This is a genomic window from Acidobacteriota bacterium, assembly GCA_016712445.1.
In the GTDB taxonomy this organism is placed as follows: Bacteria; Pseudomonadota; Alphaproteobacteria; order Caulobacterales; family Hyphomonadaceae; genus Hyphomonas.
This window is the reverse complement of sequence record JADJRB010000002.1, coordinates 439,801-464,485: the sequence shown is the minus strand read 5'-3', so window position 1 is coordinate 464,485 and position 24,685 is coordinate 439,801. Positions and strand designations below refer to the sequence as shown.

Below are 24,685 nucleotides of genomic sequence, written 5' to 3'. Positions count from 1 at the left end.
CATAGGAGCTGAAAATGACCAGACGACGTCCACATGGGGCCTGGTTTCGCGGCTGGCTGGGGGGATCCAAGCCGGATACCCGGGCGCCTCTGGTGCTGACCGACCGCGTCGACGAACGCTATCATTACGGCTCGATTTCCCGCCACACCGCCAAATTCCAGATCGGCCAAGTCGTTCGGCACAGGATTTTCGCGTTTCGCGGGGTCATCTTCGACGTTGATCCGCAATTTGCAAATACCGACGAATGGTATGAATCGATCCCTGAAGAGGTTCGCCCCGACAAGGATCAGCCGTTCTATCACTTGTTCGCGGAGAACGAGCGGACGCATTACATTGCCTATGTGTCCGAGCAGAACCTGGTGGCCGACGACTCGGAACAGCCGCTCAGCCATCCTGATATTCCGGAGTGGTTCAACCTCACTGGCCGGGGCACGTACGAGCTCAAGAAGCACTCGACCAATTGAGGCGCTGAAACTGGCGGGGCAGGGCCCCCTGCCCTAGTTTTTTGCTCCGGGCGCTTGTTCGTCGCCGGAGAGGATGGCGGCGACTTCATCCCAGTGCGCCAAGGCTTCGATGTCACCCATGGCCGCAACCTCGGCCGCGCGCAAGGTCGCGATGACCACAGCATCCTCGCCATACTGGCGCCAGAGCGCGGCGGCAGTCTGTGCGGCCCCTGTCATGCGCCGGCGCGTGAGCGTGCGATGATCGAGGTGGTCGACTGGCCGGGCACCAGCGGCACAACGATGACTTCACCGCCGCGCGCCTCGACGAGATCGGCGCCGACGATCGTGTCGCGCGAGTAGTCGCCGCCTTTCACGAGCACGTCGGGCTTCAGCGCTGTGATCAGGTTCAAGGGCGTATCTTCTTCAAAGATCACCACAGCATCGACGGCAGAAAGACCTGCGAGGACCTGTCCGCGGGAAGTTGCGTCGTTGACGGGGCGCTCCGGGCCTTTGAGGCGCTTCACCGAGGCGTCCGAGTTGAGGCCCACGATCAGACGGTCGCAGCGGCTGCGAGACTCTTCGAGCACGCGGACATGACCAGGATGAAGAATGTCGAACACGCCGTTGGTGAAGCCGATACGGAGGCCCGCTTCGCGCCAACGCTCGATTTGCCCCACCATGGCATCCAGCGAGAGCAAGCCGGCTTTCTGGCTTTGCTGGTTGACTTCTGAGGCGTCCAGCAACTCGGCCGCCGAAACTGTTGCGGTGCCGGATTTACCGACGGCGATGCCAGAGGCGAGGATGGCGACGTTGACGGCTTCCTCAAGAGTGGCGCCTGCCACAATGGCGGCCGCGAGCGCGGCAAGGCTTGTGTCGCCGGCGCCCGAGACGTCAAAGACTTCGCGGGCTTTGCCGGAGACGTGGCCGGGGGCGCTGTCGCCGGAAACCCAGGACATACCTTGCGCGGCGCGCGTGACGACAATCGCCTTTGCGGGGAGTGACTTGCGGGCGGCGGCGAGGGCCGATTCGACTTCGTGTGTGCTGGAAGTGGGCTTGCCGACCGCAAGTGCCAACTCGCCCGCATTGGGTTTCAGGATGTCGACCGCGCCGTAGCGGGCGAAATCCTTGCCCTTGGGATCGGCAATGACGGGAACGCCCCGGGCTGCTGCGGCAGCGAGGATCGCATCAACTACCGACGACGTCAGAAGACCCTTGGCATAGTCAGAGATGAGCACCGCCGCGACCGTCGGGACGAGGTCGCTGATGGTCCGGATGAGCGCTTGCTCGCTGGCGGCGTCAGGCGCGCCGAGTTCTTCCGCATCGAGCCGCAGCAGTTGCTGGCCGCCGGCCACGAGGCGGGTTTTCAGAGTGGTCGGCCGGTTCGTCAGCGTCACGAGTTTCGGGGTAATGCCGGGCGAATGTGCGAGCAGGTCGGTCAGCTCGGTCCCGGCTTCGTCATCGCCCACAGCGCCGACGATGACGGCTTCGAGGCCAAGCGAGGCGAGGTTCCGGGCGACGTTCGCGCCGCCGCCCGGCATGCTGGCCGCACGCGTCTGGCGCAGCACCGGCACTGGCGCCTCGGGTGAAATGCGGTCCACGACCCCGTAAACGAACCGGTCGAGCATGACATCGCCGACGCAGAGAACCCGCTGATTCTTAGCCTTTTCAATGATCTGGCGAAGTCGGGCGGGCTGCATTGGCGGAATTCCTGCGTGTTTTGGCGGTATAGCGGCGGCGGCTGCCGGTTGAAAGTGCAGCCTCGCAGGCCGGATTGATCCAAACCCCGAACACAGCCGTATTCAACGCAAACCAGACTACAGGATTCGTCTTCGTTCATGCCCGTTTCCCCACCTGCAATCGTCTGGTTCCGTGAAGATCTGAGACTTGCCGACAATCGTGCGCTTGCGGCAGCTATTGAGCTGGGCGGGCCGGTTGTGTGCGTCTATGTGCGCGAAGCTGGCCTCGAAGGCGCCCGTCCGCTGGGTGGGGCGTCGCTTTGGTGGCTGGACAAGAGCCTCCGGGCGTTTTCGGACTCGCTCGAGGCAATTGGCGGGCAGCTGGTGCTGCGAACCGGGAAAGCGGGGGAGGTGCTGCCGGCGCTTGTCAAGGAAACCGGCGCGCAGGTCGTATTCTGGAACCGCCGTTACGGGGAGCCGGAACGCTCGCAGGACGCAGCGATCAAGGTTTCGCTCAGGGATGCCGGACTGCGAGCAGAAAGTTTCAACGCGCGGCTCTTGATGGAACCGTGGGAGTTGAAAACCGGGGCGGGCGGTTGGTACCGCGTCTTCACGCCATTCTGGCGCGCATTGCAGGCGGCCTATGCGCCGGCCCCTGCCCTCCCGGCGCCCTCGAGGCTGAAAAACATCAAGGCGGACAGCGAAGCGCTCTCCGGCTGGGGGTGGCATCCAACTGGGCCGGACTGGTCGGCTGGTCTCGGCGACATGTGGACGCCGGGCGAAGGCGGCGCGCGTGCGCGACTGGAAGAATTCCTCGACGGGCCGATCAATCAGTATGCGGAAAACCGCAACCGGCCGGACGAGGCGCGCTCCACTTCGCGGCTTTCACCTCACCTTCGGTTTGGCGAAATCGGTCCGGCGCAAATCTGGCGCGCGGTCAAAGACGGCATCGACGCTGGCCGATATGACGAGCGCAATGCCATGGTGTTCCTGTCGGAGATTGCCTGGCGAGAGTTCAGCCACGTGTTGCTGCATTTCAATCCCGACCTTGCGCGAGCGAACTACAATCCGAGTTTCGACCAGATGCCCTGGCGCCAGGACAAGAATGCGCTCACGGCATGGGCGCGCGGCCAGACGGGTTATCCGATGGTCGATGCCGGCATGCGCGAATTGTGGCACACGGGGTGGATGCACAACCGTGTGCGGATGATTACCGCATCTTTCCTCTGCAAGCACCTCTTGTTGCCCTGGCAGGCCGGTGAAGAGTGGTTCTGGGATACGCTCGTCGATGCGGACCCCGCGGCAAACGCAGCCAGCTGGCAGTGGACCGCCGGAAGCGGCGCCGATGCTGCCCCGTATTTCCGTGTGTTCAATCCGATATCGCAAGGCAGCAAGTTTGATGTCTCGGGCGGCTATGTCCGCAAGTGGTGTCCGGAGCTGTCGCGGTTGCCGGACAAGTTCCTGCATGCACCGTTCGAAGCACCCGGAAACGTGCTCGCTGATGCCGGCATTGAACTCGGCAAGACCTATCCGAAACCCATCGTCGATCACAGCGCCGCCCGCGAGCGCGCCCTCGATGCCTACAAGCAGACCAGACAGGAGCAGGGCGCCGAATGACTAGAATCGCAGTCGTAGGTTCCGGCATCTCGGGCCTTGGTGCAGCCTGGGCACTGAAAGACACGGCAGACGTGACGCTGTTCGAGAAGGATCACCGCCTCGGCGGGCATGCTTGCACGCACACGTTTGACTATGACGGTATCGAGACGCATGTCGACCTCGGATTCATCGTCTATAACGGGCTGAATTATCCGAACCTGATCGGCTTCTTCGATGCGCTGGGGGTGGAGACGGCGGCATCGGACATGAGCTTCGCAGTCGACGATCCGAACGGGTGGTGCTGGGCGTCGACAGCTGGCGGTATCTTCGCGCAGAAGCGCAACCTGCTCAGCCCGCGCTTCCACCGCTTCTGGCAGACCATCCTCAAGTTCAATGACATCGCCCGCGAAGATCTTGCCTGCGGCCGGATTGAAGATGCGACGCTTGGCGGATGGCTCGATCGGCACGGGTTCGACACGGATTTCCGGGCAAACTATATCCTGCCGATGGGCGCCGCGATCTGGTCATCGCCTGAGGCGTGCATGCTGGATTACCCGGCCCAGAGCTTCTTCCAGTTTTTCGACAATCACCGGCTGATGCACAAGGAGCGGCCGAAGTGGCGCACGGTGGCAGGCGGAAGCCGCAACTACGTCGCCAAGGTTGCCGAACAGCTCGGACCACGTGTGCGTGCGCAGACGTCCGTGACGCGCGTCTACCCGTTCGGCAGCCGAGTGGGTGTGGAGCTCGCAGATGGCTCGACCGAGATTTTTGACGACGTGATCCTGGCGTGCCATTCGAACGAAGCGCTGCAGCTGGTCCAACAGGATTTCGACGATCGGGCTTTCTATCTGCGCTCCATCCGGTACCGGCCGAATACAATTTATCTGCACCGGGACGCCTCGCTGATGCCCGCACGGAAAGCCGCCTGGGCCAGCTGGAACGTGCTGAAACAGTCGAACGGCGACATTTGCCTGACCTACTGGATGAACAAGCTGCAGGCGCTGGACCCGAAACGTCCGGTCTTCATCACGCTCAACCCTGAAGCGCCCCCTGCCCCCGACCTCACCTTCCGCACTTATTCGTTCGACCATCCTCAGTTCGATGCGGCCGCCGAAGCAGCGGTGCGAATGGTCAAGCGCCTCCAGGGGCGCAACGGCCTTTGGTTTGCAGGCGCCTGGATGGGGCGCGGGTTTCATGAGGATGGCCTCAAGTCGGGTCTTTCGCCGGCCTTGTCACTTGGAGGGCGAGTGCCCTGGGAGGCGAAAGGCGTGGACATCCTCTCGCCGGAGCGCAACACTGATATTTCGGAAGCAAAGGCCGAGGTATCAGCGTGACAGCACCCCCGCTGAGGCTGTGGTCGGGGCAAACGCTGCACAAGAGGTTCTTCCCGTTCGAACGGGCGTTCCGTTACCAGCTCGCCCTGATCGATGTGGATATCGACCGGCTGGATGAAGCCGGGCGGATGTCGCACTTGTTCACGATAAATCGTCCTGGCCTGTTCTCATTTTATGAAAAGGACCACGGCGGACCGAGTCGCAAGGTGAGCCTCCGCAACTGGGCCGAGGCATTGTTTGCCGAAGCGGGCGTGCGGCTCGGTGCCGGCGCGATCCGGTTGGTGACCTTTCCGCGGCACTTCTTCTACAAGTTCGCGCCGCTTTCATTGTGGTACGGATATGACGCAGGCGGACGGTTGGCCGGCATAATATACGAAGTTCGCAACACTTTTGGCGAACGGCATTGCTATGTGGCGGCAGTCGATGGTCCGCGCGCCGTGCATTCGGCTGACAAGGCATTCCACGTGTCTCCCTTCTTCGACGTCAGCGGTCAGTACCGTTTCACGCTGAGGGAGCCTGCCGAAACGCTGGATATCGTGGTCGAGAACCTGAAAGATGGTGAACGGACACATCTGGCGAACATCAAGGCGCGTAAACGGGACGCAACTTCCGGAACACTCATGGCGCTGGCGCTTCGCAACCCACTCTCGACGCTCGGCGTTACGATAGGAATCCATTGGCAGGCGCTGCTGCTCTGGATGCGCGGCGCGCGCTATCATTCGAAGCCGCCTGCACCTGAGACGTCCGCAAGCGTTGCACAAGCTGCCCTTCAATCCTCTCCCGAACCGGAAACTGCGAAATGAACGATGATATTCTCGCTACCGCGCAAGCCGTCCGACAGCTGAAAGGAGTACCGGCAAGCTTCCGGATTGCCGGCTTGGTTATCCTGCGCACGCGCAAGGGACAGCTGACATTCGTGTTGCCGGATGGGCGCCGCCTCACGTTCCGCAATGCTGAGACCGGCCCGGAAGCGCTTATCCAGATACATAACTACCGCTTTATCAACCGGGCGCTGGCGGGAGGCGACGTAGCCTTCGCCGAATCCTACATGGATGGTGACTGGTCGACGCCGGACCTGACGGCTGTGTTGCGGTTCTTCTCCGCCAATTTCGATGCAGCATCGAAGCTTTCACGGGGAAACATACTTGTCCGCTCGATGAACATGGTGCGCCACGTCCTCAGCCGGCGAAACTCAAAGGCGGGCGCGCGGAAGAACATCATGGCGCACTATGATCTCGGAAACGCGTTCTACGAGAAATGGCTCGACCCGAGCATGACCTATTCGTCCGCCTGGTTCGAGAGCCCCAACCAGTCGCTCGAGCAGGGCCAGGCCCGCAAGTATGAACAGATCTGCGAGCGACTCCATGCGGGCCCGAGTTCGAGCCTGCTCGAAATCGGATGCGGCTGGGGCGGCTTTGCCGAGCACGCCGCCAAGCACCGCGGCAGCAAGGTCACCTGCCTGACCATTTCGCCTGCGCAGAAAGACTATGCCGAAGCGCGTATCCAGAAGCAGGGACTGGTTGAGCGGGTTGAAATCAGGCTTGAGGATTATCGCGATCACTCCGGCACATATGACGGGGTTGCGTCGATCGAGATGTTCGAAGCAGTCGGCGAGCCTTACTGGCCGAGCTATTTCGGCAAGGTGTTCAGTTCACTGAAGGATGGCGCCCGGGCCGCCCTTCAGATCATCACCATCGATGACGACCTGTTTCCGACCTATCGCAGGCGCGTCGATTTTATCCAGCAGCACATTTTTCCCGGCGGCATGCTGATCAGTGAGAAGGTGCTGAAGGAGCAGTTTGCGAGCGCCGGGCTGCGCCATGACGGGGTCGCGTATTTCGGACACGATTATGCCCGCACCTGCCGGGAATGGGCCAAGGCCTTCAATGGCCGCTGGGATGAAATCCGCGAACTCGGCTTTGACGAACAGTTCCGCCGCCTCTGGAATTTCTATCTCAGCTATTGCGAGGCTGGCTTCAGCGATGGCCGGATCAATGTCGGGCAGTTCCAGGTCTCGAAGGCCTGAAACTCAGACGAGACGGCTCTGCTTGACGGCCGCGCCGATGAAGCTCGCGAAGAGTGGGTGCGGCTCGAACGGGCGTGACTTGAGTTCCGGGTGGAACTGGACGCCGATGAACCACGGGTGGTCGGGAATTTCAAAAATCTCGGGCAGGGTTCCATCGGGCGACAAACCCGAGAACACGACGCCGTGTTTTTCAAGTTCCGGAATGTAGCTGGCGTTGACTTCGTACCGGTGGCGGTGGCGCTCTGAAATATCGCTGGCGCCGTAAACTGCCTCGACCCGGCTGCCGGACTTGAGCCGCGCAGGATAGGCGCCGAGGCGCATCGTGCCGCCCTTGTCGGTGTTCTCGTCGCGCGTGACCTTTTCGTTGCCCTTGGTCCACTCTTCCATGAGCCCGACGAGCGGATGCGGAGTCTTGCGGTCATTCTCGGTCGTGTTGGCTTCCGCGAAACCGGCCAGATTGCGCGCAACTTCGATCACCGACATCTGCATGCCGTAACAGATGCCGAAGCAGGGAACCTTGCGTTCGCGGGCGAAGCGGGAAGCGCGGATCTTGCCATGGGCACCGCGCTCGCCGAATCCGCCCGGCAGGATGATGCCATGTACGCCCTCAAGGATGTCGAGCGGGCGGGCGTCGTCGTCGAACTCTTCAGAATTGATCAGACGAACGGAGACTTTCACGTTGTTTGCAACGCCGCCATGGCTGAGGGCTTCAGCCACGGATTTGTAGGCGTCCGGAACGTCCGTGTACTTGCCGACGAGGCCAATGCAGACTTCGCCGTCGGGATTATGGATCGTCTGCGCAATGCGTTCCCAACCTGTGAGATCGGGTTCGGGCGCATTTTCGATCCGGAAATGGCGGAGCACTTCCTTGTCGAGGCCTTCGGCATGGTAGGCTGCCGGCACGTCATAGATGTGGCCGACATCGCGCGCTTCGATGACAGAAGACGGGCGTACGTTGCAGAAGCTGGCAATCTTGCCTTTTTCGTTTTCCGGGATCGGACGATCACAGCGGCAGAGCAGGATCTGCGGCTGGATACCGATGGAGCGCAGCTCTTTCACGGAGTGCTGCGTCGGCTTGGTCTTCATTTCGCCGGCTGCCGGGATGTAGGGCAGCAGGGTCAGGTGGATAAAGCAGGCGCGCTCCGGTCCGAGTTCCTGGCCGAGCTGGCGGATCGCTTCGAAGAAGGGCAGGCCTTCAATGTCGCCGACTGTCCCGCCAATCTCGCAAAGGACGAACTCGACCCCCTCCCCCGGATCGGAGAGGACGAAATCCTTGATTTCGTTGGTCACGTGCGGGATCACCTGGATCGTGGCGCCGAGATAGTCGCCGCGGCGCTCTTTCTCGATGATCCGGCTGTAGATCCGGCCCGTGGTGATGTTGTCCGACTGACGCGCGGACACGCCGGTGAAGCGTTCATAGTGGCCGAGATCCAGGTCGGTCTCGGCGCCGTCATCGGTGACGTAGACCTCGCCGTGCTGGCGCGGACTCATCGTGCCGGGATCGACGTTGAGGTAGGGGTCAAGCTTTCGCAGGCGAACCTTGTAGCCGCGCGCCTGCAGCAAAGCGCCGAGCGCGGCGGAAGCAATCCCCTTGCCGAGGGAAGACACCACGCCGCCCGTAATGAAAATATAGCGGATCATGGGATCACACTCTTGCAACGATTCGCGGCTGCGGCTTCCCGCGGCGGGGTGATTTGGCCAAAATTACTGGGGAATGGTCTCGGCCGGCGCGGGCTGCGCTTCAGTCGTCTCAGGTTCTGTGGTCGCAGGCTCGGTCACGGTGGGGTCGACCAAACCTGTCTCCGGGGCCGCATCAGGCGTGGTTGCCGGGGCCGCCGGTTCGTCGCCCAACAGCGAGACGCTGGGGTCAAACAGGTCAGTCGGTGATTCCGGCGTGGTGGCCGGGGAAGACTCTTGCAAGGCCCGCTCGATGCCGGAACGGTTGGGGTTCGTCCGGTTGGCAATTGAGGTCAGCGCCAGGCTGGTTGCGAAGAAAATGCCGCCAATGATGATGGTCGTGCGCACGATCGCACCGGCCGCACCGCGCCCGGACATCAGCGAGTTTGCCCCGCCACCGCCGATACCAAGCCCGCCGCCTTCCGATTTCTGGACCAGCACGAGCCCGATCATCGCCAGACAGGCGAGAATATGGATGACGAGAATGACGTTCTGCATGGATCTTGGCCCGGCTACTTTCGAATTTCGCGCTCGCTTATCCCGCTTATGCGCATTCGCCAAGCGGCAGGCATCACCCGTGGAGGGATAGCGCCGTCTTGTAGATGGACAGGAAGTCCGCCGCCTTCAAGCTTGCGCCGCCGATCAGGCCGCCGTCGACGTTGGAAATGTTCAGTATTTCTGCAGCGTTTGCGGCGTTCAGGCTGCCACCATACAGAATACGCACCCCCTGCCCTTCATGACCGAACCGCGCGAGGCAGAACTGGCGAATGAAATCGTGGACTTCGGTGATTTGGGCCGCAGTGGCCACTTTACCAGTCCCGATGGCCCAGAGCGGCTCGTAGGCGATGACGAATGCCGGCTCGAGATGCACGCCATGCAACGAGCCGTGCAGTTGGTGATCGATGACGGTTAACGTCGCGCCAGATTCGCGTTGCTCCAGCGTTTCTCCAACGCAAATGATTGGAACGAGGCCCGATTTCTGGGCGGCGGCGGCCTGGCCTGCGACAATTGCATCCGTTTCGCCGTGCATCGTGCGACGCTCGGAATGGCCCACAATCACGTAGCGGGCGCCAGCATCCAGGAGCATGGGAGCCGAAATGTCGCCCGTGAAGGCACCTTTTTCGGCCGCCTGGCAGGTCTGGCCGCCAATATGGAGCGCTGATCCCTCCGCCAATGCGGCAGACTGGGCGAGGAGGGTCGCCGGAACGCAGAGCAGGACCTCCGGCGCGGGTTCGACGGAACCCAGGCCATCGATAACCGCCTGCAGAGTCTGCAGGTCGGCGCGCAGGCCGTTCATCTTCCAGTTTCCGGCGATCAGCTTACGGTTCATGCCGCGTTCCCTATCTTGCAAGTAACCGGCCCGTCGCCTAGCAAGCTGTGAGCCAACCGGCAAACCCATTCCAAAGAGACGCCTACCATGCTCGCCTTGATGAAACGGCTGACCAATTCGGTCTTCGGCAAGCTCGTGCTGATGGTCATCATCGTCGGCATGGCCTTTTTCGGCGTCAACTCGGCGGTGGACGTCATTCGCGGCGGCCTCGGCGCCAACGTCGCCCAGGCAGGCACCCGCGGATTCGACCCGTCGGACCTCGATCGCCGTGTCGAGTCCGTGCCGCGGAACATGAATGCGACGTCTGAAAAGCCTATCACCAAGAGCGAAGCGCTGGAGAACGGGATGATCGACCAGATCTTCCAGTCCGAGACCGCGCGGATCACGATGCTGGGCTACGGCGCAGGCCTCGGTCTCGCACCCTCGACGGATGCGGTGCTCGCTCAAACCAAATCCATAGAAGCCTTCCAAAACCCCCTGACCGGCGAGCTGGACGCAACTTTGCTGCGCCAACGCCTGAGTCAGCTCGGGTTTACGCTGCATGAGTTCGAGGAACAGATTGCCGACGACCTGACGATCCAGTCGATGCAGGAAGCAGCCACCGCGGCCGTTGTCGCGCCGCAAGTTCTTACTGGCGTCCAGACGCTGTATTTCGGCGAGACACGCAACGTGTCCTGGTTCTTCTTCGATGCCCTTAAAGGAACGCCTGAAATTGCGCCAACGCCTGAAGAAGTGAAGGCTTACTATGACACCAACCTCGAGCAACTGAAGCAGCCGGAGCGACGCGGGCTGGACCTGCTCCGCATGTCGGCAGAGGACTTCCTGGGTGAAGTGGAAGTGACCGATCAGGAGATCGCCACGATCTACGAGGCGACCAAGTCCGAACGTTTCTCTGATCCAGACCAGCGCACATATGCCGAGCTTCTGTTCGACAACCGCGATGCCGCCCGCAATGCGTTTGGCGTACTGGCGGGTGGCGGCGATCCGAATGCCGTAGGCGGCGCGGTCTCGAACGTCCTGAAGACGGCCCGTGCGGCCGATGTCTCGGATCCGGCGTTGCGCGACGCGATGTTCGGTGCCGGCAAGCAGAGCGGCGCAATGTTCGGCCCCCGCGAAGTGAATGGCCGCTGGATGGTCGCGCGGCTGATTTCGGTCCAGCCTGGTCCGGTAAAGCCGCTTGAGGAGGTCGCCGACATCATCCGCGACGAACTCGCCGGCGAGCGCGCGCAGATTGTGTTCGCAGAAAAAATGGACCGCCTCGATGAAGTGCTGGCCGCGGGCTACGATCTCGAACAGATCTCTGCTGAACTCAAAGTCCCGGTTTTCAGCTTTGCACCCGTGGATGCGCGCGGTGTTACCGATCGCGGCATGCAATTTGGCGCGCTGAATGAAGCGAGCGATGCGGTCGCGCAGGCGTTCCGCCTTGCGCCGGGCGAAGTTACGAGCCGTTTCGATACGCCGAACGCGATCATGATCGCCGTGACGCGCGAAATCATTCCGCCGTCTACGCCGGCCTTCGAGGATATCGCAGACGACGTCCGCAGTGTACTGATTGCCGAGCGCCGCAACAGTGCTGCGCAGGAAGCCGTCAACGGCCTCGTGGACCGCATTGGCGCCAACTCCGAAACGTTCGAGCAGGCGGCTGCAGCAGCCGGTGCCACCATTGAGAGCCTTCCGCAGTCTGTCACCCGGTCGAGCGCCAGCCAGGCCGGTATTCCAGGCCCGATTCAGCAGGCGATGTTCAGCACCGCGCAAGGCAAGGTCGTCAGCCTGCCGACGGCGACTGCCAACCAGTTCGTGATCCTGAAAGTGACCAGCGTCGAGCCGCCCAGCGAGTCGGCAATGGCCGGAATCGGAACCGAGCTGACAGCTGCAACTTCGAATGCGCTGGGGCAAGATCTCGTTCAGGCGTTGCAGGCTGAAATTGCTGCATCAACCAAGCTGCGCATCAATCAGGGCGCGCTCGACACCTACAAGCGGACCATTTCGGAAACTCCATGACGGCCCGGCTAGTCATCCGGCGGCGGATTGGAGACATCGAGACACCGGTAGGCGCAATGCTCAAGCTTGGCGCCGAATTGCCGGGCAGCTTCCTCTTCGAGTCGATTGCGGGCGGCGAGCGGCTTGGCCGGTATTCATTTATCGGCATCGAGCCAGGGCGGTGGTTTCGGATACTGAATGGCGTGGCTGAAACCAGTCCCTCGGTCGATTTCAACAATGCCACACGCCTAGACGGCACACCGGTCGACGCGCTGCGCCAGTTCGTGAACGATGCCCGGGCCGAGGCACCCTCGGATCTGCCGCCGATGGCTTCGGGCGCCTTCGGCTATCTTGGTTACGACATGATCCAGTATGTCGAGCCGGTGGAGATCACGCGGCCCGATGTGCTGGGCGTACCTGAAGCCCTTCTGCTGGTGCCCCGCGTGGTCGTGATCTTCGATCATCTGTACCAGGAGCTGCTCCTGGTTGGCCGGCACGAAGAAGGCGACAGCGCGTCAGTCGAAGCGCTCCTCGACCAGGTCGAGCAACGACTGGAACGTCTCGCCTCGGTCCCGCCCAAGGACGGCGTCCCGAGCGAAGTCGCGCTCACCTCGGACACGACGAAAGAGCGATATTTCGAAGTCGTGGAAACCTGCCGTGACTACATCAAGGCGGGTGACATATTCCAGGTGGTACCCAGCCAGCGCTTCTCGACGCCCTTCGCGCGCCGGCCGATCAGCTTTTACCGCGCTCTGCGGCGCCTCAACCCTTCCGCCTTCATGTTCCACATGAATCTCGGGGATGTCTGCCTCGTGGGGTCCAGCCCGGAGATACTCGTCCGCGTGCGTGACGGCCGCGTTGCCATCCGTCCGATCGCGGGCACGCGCCCGCGCAGCGGCGATGCGGAAGAGGATGCCCGGCGCGCCAGCGACCTGCTGAACGATCCGAAAGAGCGCGCCGAACACCTGATGCTGCTCGATCTGGGGCGCAACGACGTTGGCCGTGTCGCAAAGTACGGCAGCGTCACGGTCACGGAACAGTTCGTTGTCGAACGCTACAGTCACGTGATGCACATCGTCAGCCACGTGGAAGGCGACTTGCGCGAAGGGCTCGATGCAGTTGATGCGCTGTTCGCCGGATTTCCCGCTGGGACCGTCTCCGGCGCCCCGAAAATCCGGGCGATGCAGATCATCAACGAAGTCGAGACTTCGCGGCGCGGAATCTATGGCGGCGCTGTGGGATACTTCGGCTGGAACGGTGACCTCGACACCTGCATCGCCTTGCGCACGGCCGTGATCAAGGACGGCCAACTGCACATCCAGGCTGGCGGCGGGGTCGTGCTCGATTCCGATCCGCAATACGAATACGACGAGACCGTGCACAAGTCCGGCGCACTGAAACGCGCTGCGGAATTGTCGGCAGCCTACGAGTTCGACCAATGATCCTCGTCGTCGACAACTATGACAGCTTCACCTGGAACCTCGTTCACTATCTCGAGGAGCTGGGAAGTCGCACGCACGTGATCCGCAACGATGAACTGTCGGTGGCCGAGGCCCTTGCGCTGGCGCCCGATGCCATCCTGCTTTCGCCCGGCCCGTGCACCCCGAATGAGGCGGGGATCTGCCTGGACTTGATTCGCAGCGCACCCGAAACTCTGCCCATTCTCGGCGTCTGCCTCGGCCACCAGGCCATCGGGCAAGCGTTTGGCGGCGATGTTGTCGGTGCCCGCGAAATCCGACATGGCAAGATTTCGAGTATCACGCACCAAGGAGGTGTGCTTTTCGACGGCCTGCCGGACTCCTACACCGTGGTGCGTTATCACTCGCTGGCTGTTCAGCCTTCCACCCTGCCTCCCGTCCTTGTCGCCGATGCGTATACGGACGACGGTGAAATCATGGCGATGCATCATCGCTCACGGCCGGTGTTCGGCGTTCAGTTTCACCCCGAAAGCATCATGACCGAGCACGGGCACGCATTGCTCCGGAATTTCCTGGCGCAGATCCGCAAATGACGGATGGGCCGCTTTCCAGCACGCTGAAGGCGATTGCGCGCGGCGAACCGCTCGGGGCCGGTGATCTGGAGCGGGCGTTCGACGTTCTGCTCTCGGGAGATGCGGCGCCTGAAGAGATTGGCGCCTTTCTGATGGGCCTCGCCGTGCGCGGCGAAACGGCCAGCGAGCTCGTCGCAGGCGCGACGATCATGCGCCGCCATGCGCGGAAAGTTCAGATTGACGGACCTCTGCTGGACACATGCGGCACCGGCGGCTTGCCGTGGAAGAGCCTGAACACTTCGACCGCGAGTGCTATCGTGATTGCCGCAGCGGGTGGCCGCGTTGCCAAGCACGGCAATCGTTCCGTCCCGCCCAAATCGGGCTCTGCCGACGTGCTGGAAGCGCTGGGCGTCAATCTCGATATCGACGAGGCGACCCTGCGGGCCTGTGTTGAGCGCGCGGGCGTCGGCTTCATGTTTGCACGCACGCATCACACCGCCATGCGCCACGTTGCCCCCGTGCGCGCAAAGCTTGGCATACGGACAATCTTCAATCTGCTGGGGCCGCTCACGAATCCGGCCGACGCGCAGCACCAGATCCTTGGCGTGTTCGCCCCGCAATGGGTGCGCCCTATGGCCGAGGCGTTGCAGACGCTCGGCACGAAGCGGTCATGGATCGTTCACGGCGTCGACGGCGTCGATGAAATCTCGATCTCGGGCGTTACAAAAGTATGCGAAGTCACCGAAGCGGGCGTTCGGGAATTCGAGATCGAACCTGCCATCGCCGGATTGCGGTCGCATCCGCTGTCGACGCTTGAAGGCTCGGATGCGGCGGGCAATGCGCAAGCCCTGATGGACCTCTGCGACGGGCACAGCGGGCCGTTCCGCGATATGGTCCTCATCAATGCGGCGGCCGGCCTGCTCGTGCTCGGCCGTGCCGGCGATCTTAAACAAGGCGCCGACATGGCGGCCGATGCTATCGATTCCGGGCGTGCGCGCGACGCATTGCAGCGTCTTGTGAGCGCCTCGAGAGGGGAAAGCTGAGTGACGACGGCGCTGGACCGCATACTCGAATACAAGGCCGACGAAGTTCGCGCGCTGAAGGCAGAGCGGACTTTCGAGAGTTTGCATGCGGACGCCCGGGCGCAGTCGGCTTCACGCGGATTCGCTGCCGCGCTCGACGCCGTTGCGGCCACGGGCGAAAACGGCCTTATTTGCGAGATCAAGCGCAAGTCGCCGAGCGCCGGTGAAATCCTTCCCGGCGCCGACGCGACGGCGATTGCGAGAGACTACGAGGCTGGCGGCGCGGCTTGCCTGTCCGTCCTCACGGATGGGCCCAGCTTCGGCGGCAAGCTGTCGGATTTCGTGGCGATCCGCGCATCCGTTTCCCTGCCGATGCTGCGCAAGGATTTCATGATCGACCCTTTGCAGATCGTCGAGAGCCGCGCGCATGGAGCCGACTGTATTCTCGTGATCATGAGCGCCGTGGACGATGCCTGCGCGGCGGACCTCTCACGGGTCGCAACTGATCTCGGCATGGACGTGCTCGTCGAAACTCACGACGAGGCAGAGTTGGAACGCGCCCTGCGCCTTCCCTCCCCGCTCATTGGCGTCAACAACCGCGATCTGAAGAAGATGGTGACGGACCTTGGCACCAGCGAACGATTGGCCCCAGGTGTGCCGACCTACCGGCATCTGATTTCCGAGAGCGGCATTTCGGCCCCGGATCATATCCACCGCCTGCGGATGTTCGGTATCCGGAGGTTCCTGATCGGTGAAAGTCTGATGAAACGCACCGATCGTTCCGGATTTACCCGGATATTGCGACAGGCGACCTGATTTACACCCTCTCCGGCGGTTGACCCGAAACGAGAACACACGTAGAACAGTTGTGAACATAGAATCACACTGGAAGGCCGCCGCCATGCTCACGAGCAAGCAGAAAGAACTGCTCCTTTTCATCAACGACCGCATTCGGGAGACTGGTGTCTCTCCGTCGTTCGACGAGATGAAGGAAGCGCTCGACCTCGCCTCGAAGTCCGGCATTCACCGTTTGATTACGGCTCTGGAAGAGCGGGGCTTCATCCGCCGGCTCGCCAACCGCGCCCGGGCGCTGGAAGTGTTGAAGTTGCCGGACTCGGCCGCCCCCCTTCCGGCTGGCCGGGCGCGCCGCGAGTTCAAACCAGCTCTCGTGGCTAACCAGGTCGCGGACGGATACCGCCCGGGCATGATCCCGCTGGTCGGACGAATTGCTGCCGGCTCGCCTCTTTCGGCCATCCAGCAGGACAACGGCCATGTGCCGGCACCAACCGAAGTGTCTGACAGCGGCGAGTATTTCGCGCTCGAAGTTCAGGGCGACTCGATGATCCAGGCCGGCATCCTCAACGGTGATATTGTCATCCTGAAGCGCACCAACAGCGCACAGACCGGCGATATCGTCGTGGCGTTGATCGACAGCGAGGAAGCAACGCTCAAGCGTCTGCGCCGCAAGGGCGCGTCTGTTGCGCTTGAGGCGGCCAACCCGGCTTATGAGACGCGGATCTTCGGGCCGGACCGGGTTGAGGTGCAAGGGCGTCTCGTCTCACTGGTTCGCAAGTACGAGTAACGCCTGTTCAGTCCGGCGCGGCAGGTCGCGACGGGCCATGGATCGAGTTCTTCGCGCACGGATACCATGGCCTTGTCCCGCAGGCGGGCGCGTCGATAGTGAACAGTCTATCACCCTCCAGATAAACCGTGCGGCCACCCGCGGCGACAACCTCGGGCCAGCGTAAGTGTAAGCTCGGATTGCCAGTTCCGTCAGCGCAATGGGCCGCATCGGGCGGTTCAAGGGCGCGCGCGTAGACGCACACATCCGGTGTCTCACCCGGAGTAATCTGGATGCTTGTGCCCGCGACGGCGGAAAGCTCACAGCTGGTTTTATTGCAATTGAAGCCGGAAGCTTCAGAAAAGCGGAGCGGCGACAGGCCATCACCGTGAGCAAGGTTGAGTTTCAAGATCGTCGAAGCGTCAGGCGCGTAGAAGAAGTCGCCCGAAATTGACCAATGGGCGATCCGCCTTGGCGCCGTTCCCCATAGGGCCAGCGAGACGCCGGCAAGCGCGACGACCGCGACCAAGCGGAGCCTCCCGCGCACCGCCATGAATCCGGCCAGCGAAAGCGTCGCAGCAATCAGCGCGCTCGTTGGCATCGCGCGGTTCGGCGTGGCCGTCTCGGCGGCAAACTGCGCGAAGAAATGAGAAACCCAAAGTAATAACTCGAGGCTGTATCCGAACAGGCGTAGACCCAGGTCGGCTTGGCCAAAAGGGGCAAGCACGAACGCCGCGATCGCCGTGGGCGCCGAGAGAAAGCTGACGATGGGCGTGGCCACAAGATTCGCAGCGAAGCCGATGGGCGCCGCGCGGTCGAAATGGAAAACCGCGAAAGGCATGGTCGCCAGCCCCGCGACGAGAGATGTAACGGCCACCGACGCAGCGCCAAAGCCGATTGGGCCCAAAATCTGGTCGCGTCCCGCCCGTCGGTCGCGCCACATCTCGAATGCCGCAACCAGCGCGCCGGTAGCCGCAAACGACATCTGGAAACCCGGTGTTACGACGCTTTCTGGCTGGAGCAGCACAACGACCATCATGGCAATCGCAAAGGTCCGCAGGCTGATTGCTGCGCGGTCGAAAATCACTGCGCCAAACACGACGGCGATCATGACAAATGAGCGCTGCGTTTCCACCGCCGCGCCCGAAATAGTCATGTAGGCGAGACACGCAAGCGTAGCCACGATGGCCGCAGGTTTCTGGACGGGCACACGCAGCGCGAGAGGCTCTATGAACACAAGGCATCGCTTGATCAGCAGGAACACGATCCCGCCCACGATCGAGAGGTGCAGGCCGGAAATCGAAACGATATGGAACAGGCCGGCATCCCGCAGCGCTTCGGAGTCTTCTGTCGACATGAAGCTACGGTCGCCGGAGACGAGCGCAGCCGCAAAACCACCTGCGCGCTCGCCCGCCGCTTCGTGCACGTGGAGTCCAAGATTTCTGCGGGCAGCGCCGAGCCACAAGGTAGCCTGCCCGAGCAGATCGCTAGAGCGTCGCGCGGTCACGCAGAATCAAAGATTCCCAGTTTGAGCGGGTTGTGATTCACTTCTTTCAGGAGGTGGCTCATGGCTGAGGCATATTCGAAGGATCTTCGTCGCCGAGTGGTGGCGTTTGTTGAGCGGGGCAACTCACGGCAGGCCGCGGCACGTCAGTTTGGGGTAAGCCCCAGCTTTGCGGTGAAGCTGCTGAAGTTGTGGCAGGAGACGGGGAGCGTCACGCCTCGCCCTGTGGGTGGCCGGCGGCACGCCAAGCTGGCGCCATATCTGGATTTCTTGATTGGCGAGGTTGAGGCGCAGCCGGACGGACGATGCCGGAATTGGCGCGCCGGCTGGCGTCGGAGCACGGGGTGACGGCGGCACCGGCATCGCTCTCCCGGGTGCTCTGCCAGGCCGGGTTCACATATAAAAAAAGCGCTTCTGGCAGCGGAGCAAGAACGCGCTGATGTGAAAGCCGCCCGGGCGGACTGGAAGCACTACCGTCAGCCCGCGATGCAGGCCGAACCCGGTCGTCTGGTCTTCATCGACGAAACATCCGTGAAGACTAACATGTGCCGTCTTCGCGGACGGTCTCTGTGCGGGAAGCGTCTGAAAGCAACGGCGCCATTCGGGAAATGGGGTACACAGACGTTCATTGCAGGCCTGCGCTGTGGTGAACTCACGGCGCCCTGGGTCGTCGAAGGCGCCATGAACCGGTCTGCGTTCGAAGTTTACATCGAGACCCAGCTCGCCCCGACACTCTCACCCGGCGATGTCGTCATCCTCGACAATCTCAGCGTCCACTACAGCCAGCGCGCCGAAGACGCCCTCGCTGAACGTGGCGCGTGGTTCCTCTACCTGCCGAAATACTCTCCCGACCTCAACCCGATCGAGATGGCTTTCTCAAAGCTGAAAGCCCATCTCCGCGCCGCCGCCGCCCGAACCTTTGAGGACCTCAATGACGCCATCGGTGATATCTGCAAGCTCTTCACACCAGCCGAATGCTGGAACTTCTTCAAAGCCGCGGGCTATGCGTCCAAATGAAAGCGCGATGCTCTAGGCGCCCCCAAGGCGCCCCCTCGGCAGCGCCCCTGCACGTAACCCACCGCGCCTAACTCCGCGAACCAGGCTTGCCTGCGGAAGTCATACTCGCCCGGCATGGATGGGCCCGGCGGCGGCCGGAGCATGGCCCAGCAGCGGACGAACCGGCCCGGTGCCACTTCCAGCCGGCTGGTATGTGTCAGCCGCACGTATCGCGGCCAGTCGTCGGTTGCCATGCCCGCAACCGAGTGGACGCGGATCAACAAGCGCACACCCTTGCGGCCGGGTTCGATGTCCTGCACCCATCCTTCGAGCATGGCCGGGCGCGACTGTTCCTCGACTACTGGCGCCTCGACCCGACTTGCGCGCAGACTGGCCGCGAGTGTCCCTGCGGAAAGCCCCAGGCAAACGACGGCGCACGCGATCGCAACATCTGAAGTGCACCAACGGCGTGCCGCCAGCCAAACCACCAGGGTCATGGCGGCCAATCCCCACAAAAACGCTTGAGAGGGTTCAAAAGACAGGGAAAAATAGGCCGCCGCGCCGCCGCACAGTGCGAAGGAAAACAGGAGCGGCCGCCCGTCGATTCCGACCAGTGCCGAGGCGCCTCCGAAGAAGCTCTTTCCGGATGCCCCACCCCCTTGCACTCAGGTAAATCCTCGTGTTTCTGCACCCCGTCGGTAGCCGTTCCACCGACTTTGCGGAGATATCCCTGACCATGCGCGTCGTTACGCGATTTGCCCCATCCCCTACGGGGATGCTACACATTGGAGGGGCTCGCACCGCGCTTTTCAACTACCTTTTCGCGAAAAGGCACGGTGGGAAGTTCCTGCTTCGAATCGAAGACACTGACCGCGAGCGTTCCACTGCGGAGGCCACGAACGCCATTCTGGACGCCATGAACTGGCTTGGCCTCACGCCGGATGAGTCGCCCGTCATGCAATCAGAGGGCGCGGACAGACATGCCGCGGTTGCCCACGAAATGGTTGCGCGCGGCACAGCGTTCCGTTGCTACGTCACTGCCGAAGAGCTCCAGGCCCGCAGAGACCTCGGCGAAGAGAAACGTCTGGCGGCCCGGGAGGAAGGTATTTCCGACACCGACCGGCAGGCCCTCCTCGCTGAAGCCGGCGCTTTGCTCGCGCCGTTCAGGTCGCCTTGGCGCGACGGCGGCGACCCGCCGTCACCGGGCGCGGCGTTCACCGTGCGGCTGCGTGCGCCAGATGGCGGCGAAAAGATCGTGGACGATGGCGTGCAGGGAACCGTCAGGGTGCAGGCCTCCGAGATTGATGATCTCGTTCTGCTGCGGGCGGACAACACACCCACGTACATGCTCGCCGTAGTTGTCGATGATCACGACATGGGTGTCACCCACGTCATTCGCGGGGACGACCATCTGAGGAACACTTTTCGGCAGATCCCGATCTACGAAGCGATGGGTTGGGAGGTGCCTCACTTCTCTCACCTGCCGATGATCCACGGCAATGACGGCGCCAAGCTGTCAAAGCGCCATGGCGCGTTGTCGACGACTGTCTACCGCGACCTCGGCTACCTGCCCGAGGGCATGAAAGCCTACCTGCTCCGGCTCGGCTGGAGCCATGGCGACCAGGAGATATTCACCGAGGACGAGGCGATCCGCCTCTTCGATCTCGGCGGCATAAACAAGGCGCCGGCGCGCCTGGACCTCGAAAAGCTCGGCACCGTCAATGCACACTTCATCCGTGAAGCTGATGACGACCGGTTGTTCGCGTTGCTGCAGCCGTTCCTCGCGGCTGAGGGCCCGCTCGCTCCCGAGGCGGCCGAAAGGGTGCGCACAGCCCTCCCCCACCTCAAGGATCGCGGCGCGACGCTGGTTGAACTCGCCGCTGCATTTCGCTTTCTTCGCGCTGCCCGGCCGTTGGAACTCGCCAAGAATGCGAGAAAGGCACTTTCGCCTGAAGGCATAGCGCGGCTGCAGGGAATTCTGCCGGCGCTGACAGGGCTTGCGTCTTGGTCCACAGCTAGTATTTCAGACGCAATCGCGACATATTGCGCTGCAACAGGCCTATCGATGGGGCAGATAGGACCGCCGCTGCGGGCGGCATTGACGGGCGGGCTTCCCGCTCCTGATTTGGCACCGGTGATGGAGTGGCTCGGACGCGCAGAAGCGCTCGGCCGCATTGAAGACCAGATACAGGCCGGCGCCGCCTGAGGCGCCGCTTCGACGAGATTGAACAGGGAAAGAGCTGATGGAAAACAAGGTAAAGAATGCCGGCATGGCAAAGCTGGAAGTCAACGGCAAGAAGGTTGAACTGCCGGTCTATTCCGGAACGGTCGGCCCGAACGTCATCGACGTGCGCAAGCTCTACGCTGAAACGGACCATTTTACGCTCGACCCTGGATTTACCTCGACCGGCAGCTGTGAAAGCCAGATTACGTTCATCGATGGTGACGAAGGCGTCCTGTTGCACCGCGGCTATCCGATCGAGCAGTTGGCCGAAAAATCCAACTATCTTGAACTCTGCTATCTGCTTCTCAACGGCGAACTGCCGGACAAGACGCAGTATGAAACCTTCTCGAAGGAAGTCCGGCAGCACACGCTGCTGCATACCCAGCAAGACAAGTTCTTCGAAGGGCTCCGCCGAGACAGCCACCCAATGGCGATGCTGACGGGCGCGGTGGGCGGCATGGCCGCATTCTATCCGGGTGCTATGGGCAACGAAGACCCCGAAGAGCGCCGTATCAGCTCGATCCGGCTGATTGCGAAGATGCCGACGATTGCGGCCCGCTGCATGAAATACAATCTCGGCCAGCGTTTCGTCGATCCGCAGAACAAGTTCGCCTACTCCGAGAACTTCCTGAACATGTGCTTTTCGGTGACCGCCGAGGAGTACGAAATCAACCCGATCCTCGCACGCGCGATGGACCGGTTCTTCATGCTGCATGCGGATCACGAGCAGAACGCGTCGACCTCGACCGTGCGCCTTGTCGCTTCGTCCGGCGCTCACCCGTTTGCGGCAATCGCCGCTGGCGTTGCCAGCCTTTGGGGACCGAGCCATGGCGGCGCCAACGAAGCGGCCCTGCGCCAGCTTCGCGAAATCGGCACGCTGGATAACGTGCCGGCCTTCGTGAAAATGGCAAAGGACAAGTCGAGCGGCATCCGCCTGATGGGTTTCGGTCACCGCGTCTACAAGAACTACGATCCGCGCGCCAAGGTGATGCAGAAGACCTGCCACGAAGTGCTCGATGCACTCGACCTGCGCGACCATCCGCTGCTGAAAGTTGCGATGGAACTCGAGCGCATCGCGCTGCAGGACGAATACTTCGTTGAGAAGAAGCTTTATCCGAACGTCGATTTCTATTCCGGCATCATCCTAGAAGCGATGGGCTTCCCGACCAAGATGTTCACGGTGCTGTTCGCCGTGGCGCGCACCGTCGGCTGGGTGTCGCAGCTCAACGAGATGCTCGAAGATCCGACCCAGAAGATCGGGCGTCCGCGCCAGATCTATACTGGCGCGCCGCAGCGTGACTATGTGGCGATGTCCGGCCGCTAGGCCGACGCCAGTTCCGACACGATGGCGTCTGCCGCTATTTCAGCGGCAGACTTTCCATCGCGCGTGAGCTGTGCCAGCGCCGCCGACTGGTGTGACGCTTGGGTGGCCAGCTTCGACGGATTGCGCAACCATTCGATCGCCTTGTCCGCTACCAGACCCGCCTTGAACCGCGTCTGCACAAATTCCGGCACGATTTCCCGGTCGCCGTTGAGAATGTTGAGCAGGGTGATGTGGGTCTTCTTGTAAAGCAATCCCCGGGCAAGCGCCCATGTGATCCAGCCTGTCTTGTAACCCACGATCATGGGTGCGCCTTGCATGGCCACTTCGCTGGTCACCGTGCCGGAGCACGCCAGTGCGACGGTGGCAGCGGCCATGGCGTCGTACCGTTCGACGGGGTCGAGGCTGACTTCCGCCCAAGTGCCGATTTCCGGGAAACGCTGGGCAAAAACTTTCTGGATTGGTTCGGCGGGCTGCACGATGACGCGCGTGTCTGGGAGGTCCTGCTTCACGCGCCGGGCGGCCTCAAGCAAGACCGGTGCAACGCTTGAAATTTCACTTCTTCTGCTTCCCGGCAGAACCAGCAACACCGATTGCAGCGGGTCGATAGCGTGTCGCTGGCGGAACGCCTCGCCGTTACCCTTCTCCGCACGCGTCAGCGCCGGGTTTCCGATCACGGTGGTCTTCAGGCCAAAGGGCTCATAGAACGGCGCCTCAATCTCATGCATGCAGAGAAGATGGTCCACCGTCGCTGCGAGTGTGGCGGCGCGCCCCTGTCTCGTCGCCCAGACTTGCGGTCCGATCAACTTGATGAGACGAATGGACGGCGCCCTCGCCCGGATCCGCTGCGCCACGCGCAACGTGAACCCCCACGAATCCACTAGAACCACGACGGCCGGCTGCTTTTCGCAGATATCGTCAGCGGCTGCATCCGCGAGCCGGACCACATCTCGGTAGGCCTTGATGCCTTCGACGAAGCCGAGGACCGATAGCGGCGAAATGTCGATTGGCGACCGAATTCCGATCGCAGCAAGTTCCGCTCCGCCGATACCATCGATCTGTACGCCGGGCATCTTCCGGCGAACCCATTCCGCAACTTCACGCGCGAGCAGGTCGCCCGATGCTTCAGCAGCGACGAGATAGAGCGACATCAGGCGCCGCTGCCCAGGCTTGCCGGAAATCCGTACAGGAACAATCCGAGTTCTTCGGCTCTGGCGGCCATGGCAGTGCGATTGAGCATCAACGCGCCGCCTGCCTCGATGCCAATGCCAGCCAGGCCCGCAGCGGATGCCAATTCCACCGTCGAGACTCCGGTCGTCGGCAAATCGATACGACGCTCCTGCACGGGCTTCGGCCGCTTGACCAGTACGCCGCGACGGGCGCCAGCGTTTCCGCGTATCGTGTCCGGCAGGCCCGCGCACCGGTGCAGCATTTCGTCGGTGCCTTCCTGCGCTTCGACGGCGAGCACCAGGCCATCGCACACAACGCAGGCCTGCCCGATATCCAGCGCCCCGCTTGCCGAGGCAACGCGCGCCGCGATCTCCATATCTGCCCAAGCCATTTCCGAAGGCTCGCGGCCCGCAATCAGACCCGCAGGGGCCAGCAAACTGGCATGCGCCTGTTCGCTGCCGATCACATTGAATCCGTTTCGCTCGAATTCGTTGACCAGCACGCGCAGCAAGGCATCGTCGCCCTTGCGCGCCTCACTCAGCACTTTCGGCAGCAATGCCGCGCCGCGCAGATCAAGTTTCAGATCGGCGAAGTGGGGTCTACGGACGTTTCCGGCAAAGACGACGTCGCGACAGCCTGCTTCGCGTAGACGGCTAAGCACGGCGCCCACCTCACCAAGCCCCACGACGCTGCCGGGATACCGGGCCAGGCGCGGTTCTTCGAACCCCTTGAGGCGCAACACGTGCACCCCCTGCCCCGTCGCAACTGCATTCTCGGCAATTGCGACCGGCAAGTCACCCAGTCCGGCAATCAGGCCTAGCGGGCTCGACATCGG

General features: G+C 62.3%; 22 protein-coding genes and 1 pseudogene. 14 read left to right on the top strand and 9 right to left on the bottom strand.

What is annotated here, in order from left to right; genetic code table 11:
* Nucleotides 1-14: 14 nt before the first annotated feature.
* Entirely contained in the window at nucleotides 15-464 is a 450-nt protein-coding gene (hspQ, locus tag IPK75_15200; GenBank protein MBK8199696.1) for a heat shock protein HspQ, read from the top strand.
* A gap of 33 nt (nucleotides 465-497) precedes the next feature.
* On the opposite strand, the gene IPK75_15195 is transcribed toward hspQ, so the two are convergent.
* Both IPK75_15195 and rfaE2 read right to left on the bottom strand, forming a co-directional pair.
* A complete protein-coding gene (locus IPK75_15195; GenBank protein MBK8199695.1) occupies nucleotides 498-680 on the bottom strand; it encodes a hypothetical protein in 183 nt (60 codons plus the stop codon).
* Complete coding sequence (gene rfaE2, locus IPK75_15190) at nucleotides 677-2,140, bottom strand: D-glycero-beta-D-manno-heptose 1-phosphate adenylyltransferase (GenBank protein MBK8199694.1); 1,464 nt, start codon at nucleotides 2,138-2,140, stop codon at nucleotides 677-679. The genes IPK75_15195 and rfaE2 overlap by 4 nt, the downstream gene beginning before the upstream one ends.
* 138 nt (nucleotides 2,141-2,278) lie before the next feature.
* Here rfaE2 and IPK75_15185 point away from each other — a divergent pair, with 138 nt between their 5' ends.
* Genes IPK75_15185 through IPK75_15170 form a run of 4 tightly spaced genes read left to right on the top strand, consistent with a single transcriptional unit; the run spans nucleotide 2,279 to nucleotide 7,075 of the window.
* The gene (locus IPK75_15185; protein MBK8199693.1) at nucleotides 2,279-3,736 is read left to right on the top strand and encodes a deoxyribodipyrimidine photo-lyase; all 1,458 of its coding nucleotides are present in this window, start codon (nucleotides 2,279-2,281) and stop codon (nucleotides 3,734-3,736) included.
* The gene (locus tag IPK75_15180) at nucleotides 3,733-5,049 is read left to right on the top strand and encodes an FAD-dependent oxidoreductase (GenBank protein ID MBK8199692.1); all 1,317 of its coding nucleotides are present in this window, start codon (nucleotides 3,733-3,735) and stop codon (nucleotides 5,047-5,049) included. Before IPK75_15185 ends, IPK75_15180 begins: the two co-directional genes overlap by 4 nt.
* Nucleotides 5,046-5,852 (top strand): DUF1365 domain-containing protein, encoded by an 807-nt coding sequence (locus IPK75_15175; protein MBK8199691.1) that lies wholly within the window; start codon nucleotides 5,046-5,048, stop codon nucleotides 5,850-5,852. Before IPK75_15180 ends, IPK75_15175 begins: the two co-directional genes overlap by 4 nt.
* Entirely contained in the window at nucleotides 5,849-7,075 is a 1,227-nt protein-coding gene (locus IPK75_15170; protein ID MBK8199690.1) for a class I SAM-dependent methyltransferase, read from the top strand. Before IPK75_15175 ends, IPK75_15170 begins: the two co-directional genes overlap by 4 nt.
* 3 nt (nucleotides 7,076-7,078) lie before the next feature.
* Here the strand turns inward: IPK75_15170 and IPK75_15165 are convergent, their stop codons facing one another.
* From IPK75_15165 to IPK75_15155, 3 genes are all read right to left on the bottom strand, one after another.
* On the bottom strand, nucleotides 7,079-8,716 hold the full coding sequence (locus tag IPK75_15165) for a CTP synthase (GenBank protein ID MBK8199689.1): 1,638 nt from the start codon (nucleotides 8,714-8,716) through the stop codon (nucleotides 7,079-7,081).
* 63 nt (nucleotides 8,717-8,779) lie between these two features.
* Nucleotides 8,780-9,250 (bottom strand): preprotein translocase subunit SecG, encoded by a 471-nt coding sequence (gene secG / locus IPK75_15160; GenBank protein ID MBK8199688.1) that lies wholly within the window; start codon nucleotides 9,248-9,250, stop codon nucleotides 8,780-8,782.
* A gap of 73 nt (nucleotides 9,251-9,323) precedes the next feature.
* Nucleotides 9,324-10,082 (bottom strand): triose-phosphate isomerase, encoded by a 759-nt coding sequence (locus tag IPK75_15155; protein MBK8199687.1) that lies wholly within the window; start codon nucleotides 10,080-10,082, stop codon nucleotides 9,324-9,326.
* Nucleotides 10,083-10,181: 99 nt separating this feature from the next.
* Between IPK75_15155 and IPK75_15150 the strand changes: the two genes are divergently transcribed.
* From IPK75_15150 to lexA, 6 genes are all read left to right on the top strand, one after another.
* On the top strand, nucleotides 10,182-12,083 hold the full coding sequence (locus IPK75_15150; protein MBK8199686.1) for a peptidyl-prolyl cis-trans isomerase: 1,902 nt from the start codon (nucleotides 10,182-10,184) through the stop codon (nucleotides 12,081-12,083).
* On the top strand, nucleotides 12,080-13,504 hold the full coding sequence (trpE, locus tag IPK75_15145; GenBank protein MBK8199685.1) for an anthranilate synthase component I: 1,425 nt from the start codon (nucleotides 12,080-12,082) through the stop codon (nucleotides 13,502-13,504). Before IPK75_15150 ends, trpE begins: the two co-directional genes overlap by 4 nt.
* On the top strand, nucleotides 13,501-14,073 hold the full coding sequence (locus IPK75_15140) for an aminodeoxychorismate/anthranilate synthase component II (GenBank protein ID MBK8199684.1): 573 nt from the start codon (nucleotides 13,501-13,503) through the stop codon (nucleotides 14,071-14,073). Before trpE ends, IPK75_15140 begins: the two co-directional genes overlap by 4 nt.
* On the top strand, nucleotides 14,070-15,095 hold the full coding sequence (gene trpD / locus IPK75_15135; protein MBK8199683.1) for an anthranilate phosphoribosyltransferase: 1,026 nt from the start codon (nucleotides 14,070-14,072) through the stop codon (nucleotides 15,093-15,095). The genes IPK75_15140 and trpD overlap by 4 nt, the downstream gene beginning before the upstream one ends.
* Complete coding sequence (gene trpC, locus IPK75_15130) at nucleotides 15,096-15,890, top strand: indole-3-glycerol phosphate synthase TrpC (protein MBK8199682.1); 795 nt, start codon at nucleotides 15,096-15,098, stop codon at nucleotides 15,888-15,890. It begins immediately after the preceding gene.
* Between the two features lie 85 nt (nucleotides 15,891-15,975).
* Nucleotides 15,976-16,656, top strand: coding sequence for a transcriptional repressor LexA (gene lexA / locus IPK75_15125; GenBank protein MBK8199681.1), 681 nt, complete (start codon nucleotides 15,976-15,978; stop codon nucleotides 16,654-16,656).
* Between the two features lie 7 nt (nucleotides 16,657-16,663).
* Here lexA and IPK75_15120 read toward each other — a convergent pair whose 3' ends face one another.
* Entirely contained in the window at nucleotides 16,664-17,992 is a 1,329-nt protein-coding gene (locus tag IPK75_15120; protein MBK8199680.1) for a ComEC/Rec2 family competence protein, read from the bottom strand.
* 210 nt (nucleotides 17,993-18,202) lie between these two features.
* On the opposite strand from IPK75_15120, the pseudogene IPK75_15115 reads away from it, so the two are divergent.
* Nucleotides 18,203-19,156, top strand: a pseudogene (locus tag IPK75_15115) (IS630 family transposase).
* Here IPK75_15115 and IPK75_15110 read toward each other — a convergent pair.
* On the bottom strand, nucleotides 19,141-19,632 hold the full coding sequence (locus tag IPK75_15110; protein ID MBK8199679.1) for a DUF4131 domain-containing protein: 492 nt from the start codon (nucleotides 19,630-19,632) through the stop codon (nucleotides 19,141-19,143). The pseudogene IPK75_15115 and the gene IPK75_15110 sit on opposite strands and share 16 nt — an antisense overlap.
* A gap of 239 nt (nucleotides 19,633-19,871) precedes the next feature.
* Here IPK75_15110 and IPK75_15105 point away from each other — a divergent pair, with 239 nt between their 5' ends.
* Both IPK75_15105 and gltA read left to right on the top strand, forming a co-directional pair.
* Complete coding sequence (locus IPK75_15105) at nucleotides 19,872-21,341, top strand: glutamate--tRNA ligase (protein MBK8199678.1); 1,470 nt, start codon at nucleotides 19,872-19,874, stop codon at nucleotides 21,339-21,341.
* Nucleotides 21,342-21,378: 37 nt separating this feature from the next.
* Nucleotides 21,379-22,683 (top strand): citrate (Si)-synthase, encoded by a 1,305-nt coding sequence (gene gltA / locus IPK75_15100; GenBank protein ID MBK8199677.1) that lies wholly within the window; start codon nucleotides 21,379-21,381, stop codon nucleotides 22,681-22,683.
* Here gltA and IPK75_15095 read toward each other — a convergent pair.
* Nucleotides 22,680-23,831: a lipid-A-disaccharide synthase gene (locus tag IPK75_15095; GenBank protein MBK8199676.1), complete on the bottom strand. Its 1,152-nt coding sequence runs from the start codon at nucleotides 23,829-23,831 to the stop codon at nucleotides 22,680-22,682. The genes gltA and IPK75_15095 overlap by 4 nt on opposite strands.
* A complete protein-coding gene (gene lpxI / locus IPK75_15090) occupies nucleotides 23,831-24,682 on the bottom strand; it encodes a UDP-2,3-diacylglucosamine diphosphatase LpxI (protein MBK8199675.1) in 852 nt (283 codons plus the stop codon). The genes IPK75_15095 and lpxI overlap by 1 nt, the downstream gene beginning before the upstream one ends.
* Between the last annotated feature and the right edge of the window lie 3 nt (nucleotides 24,683-24,685).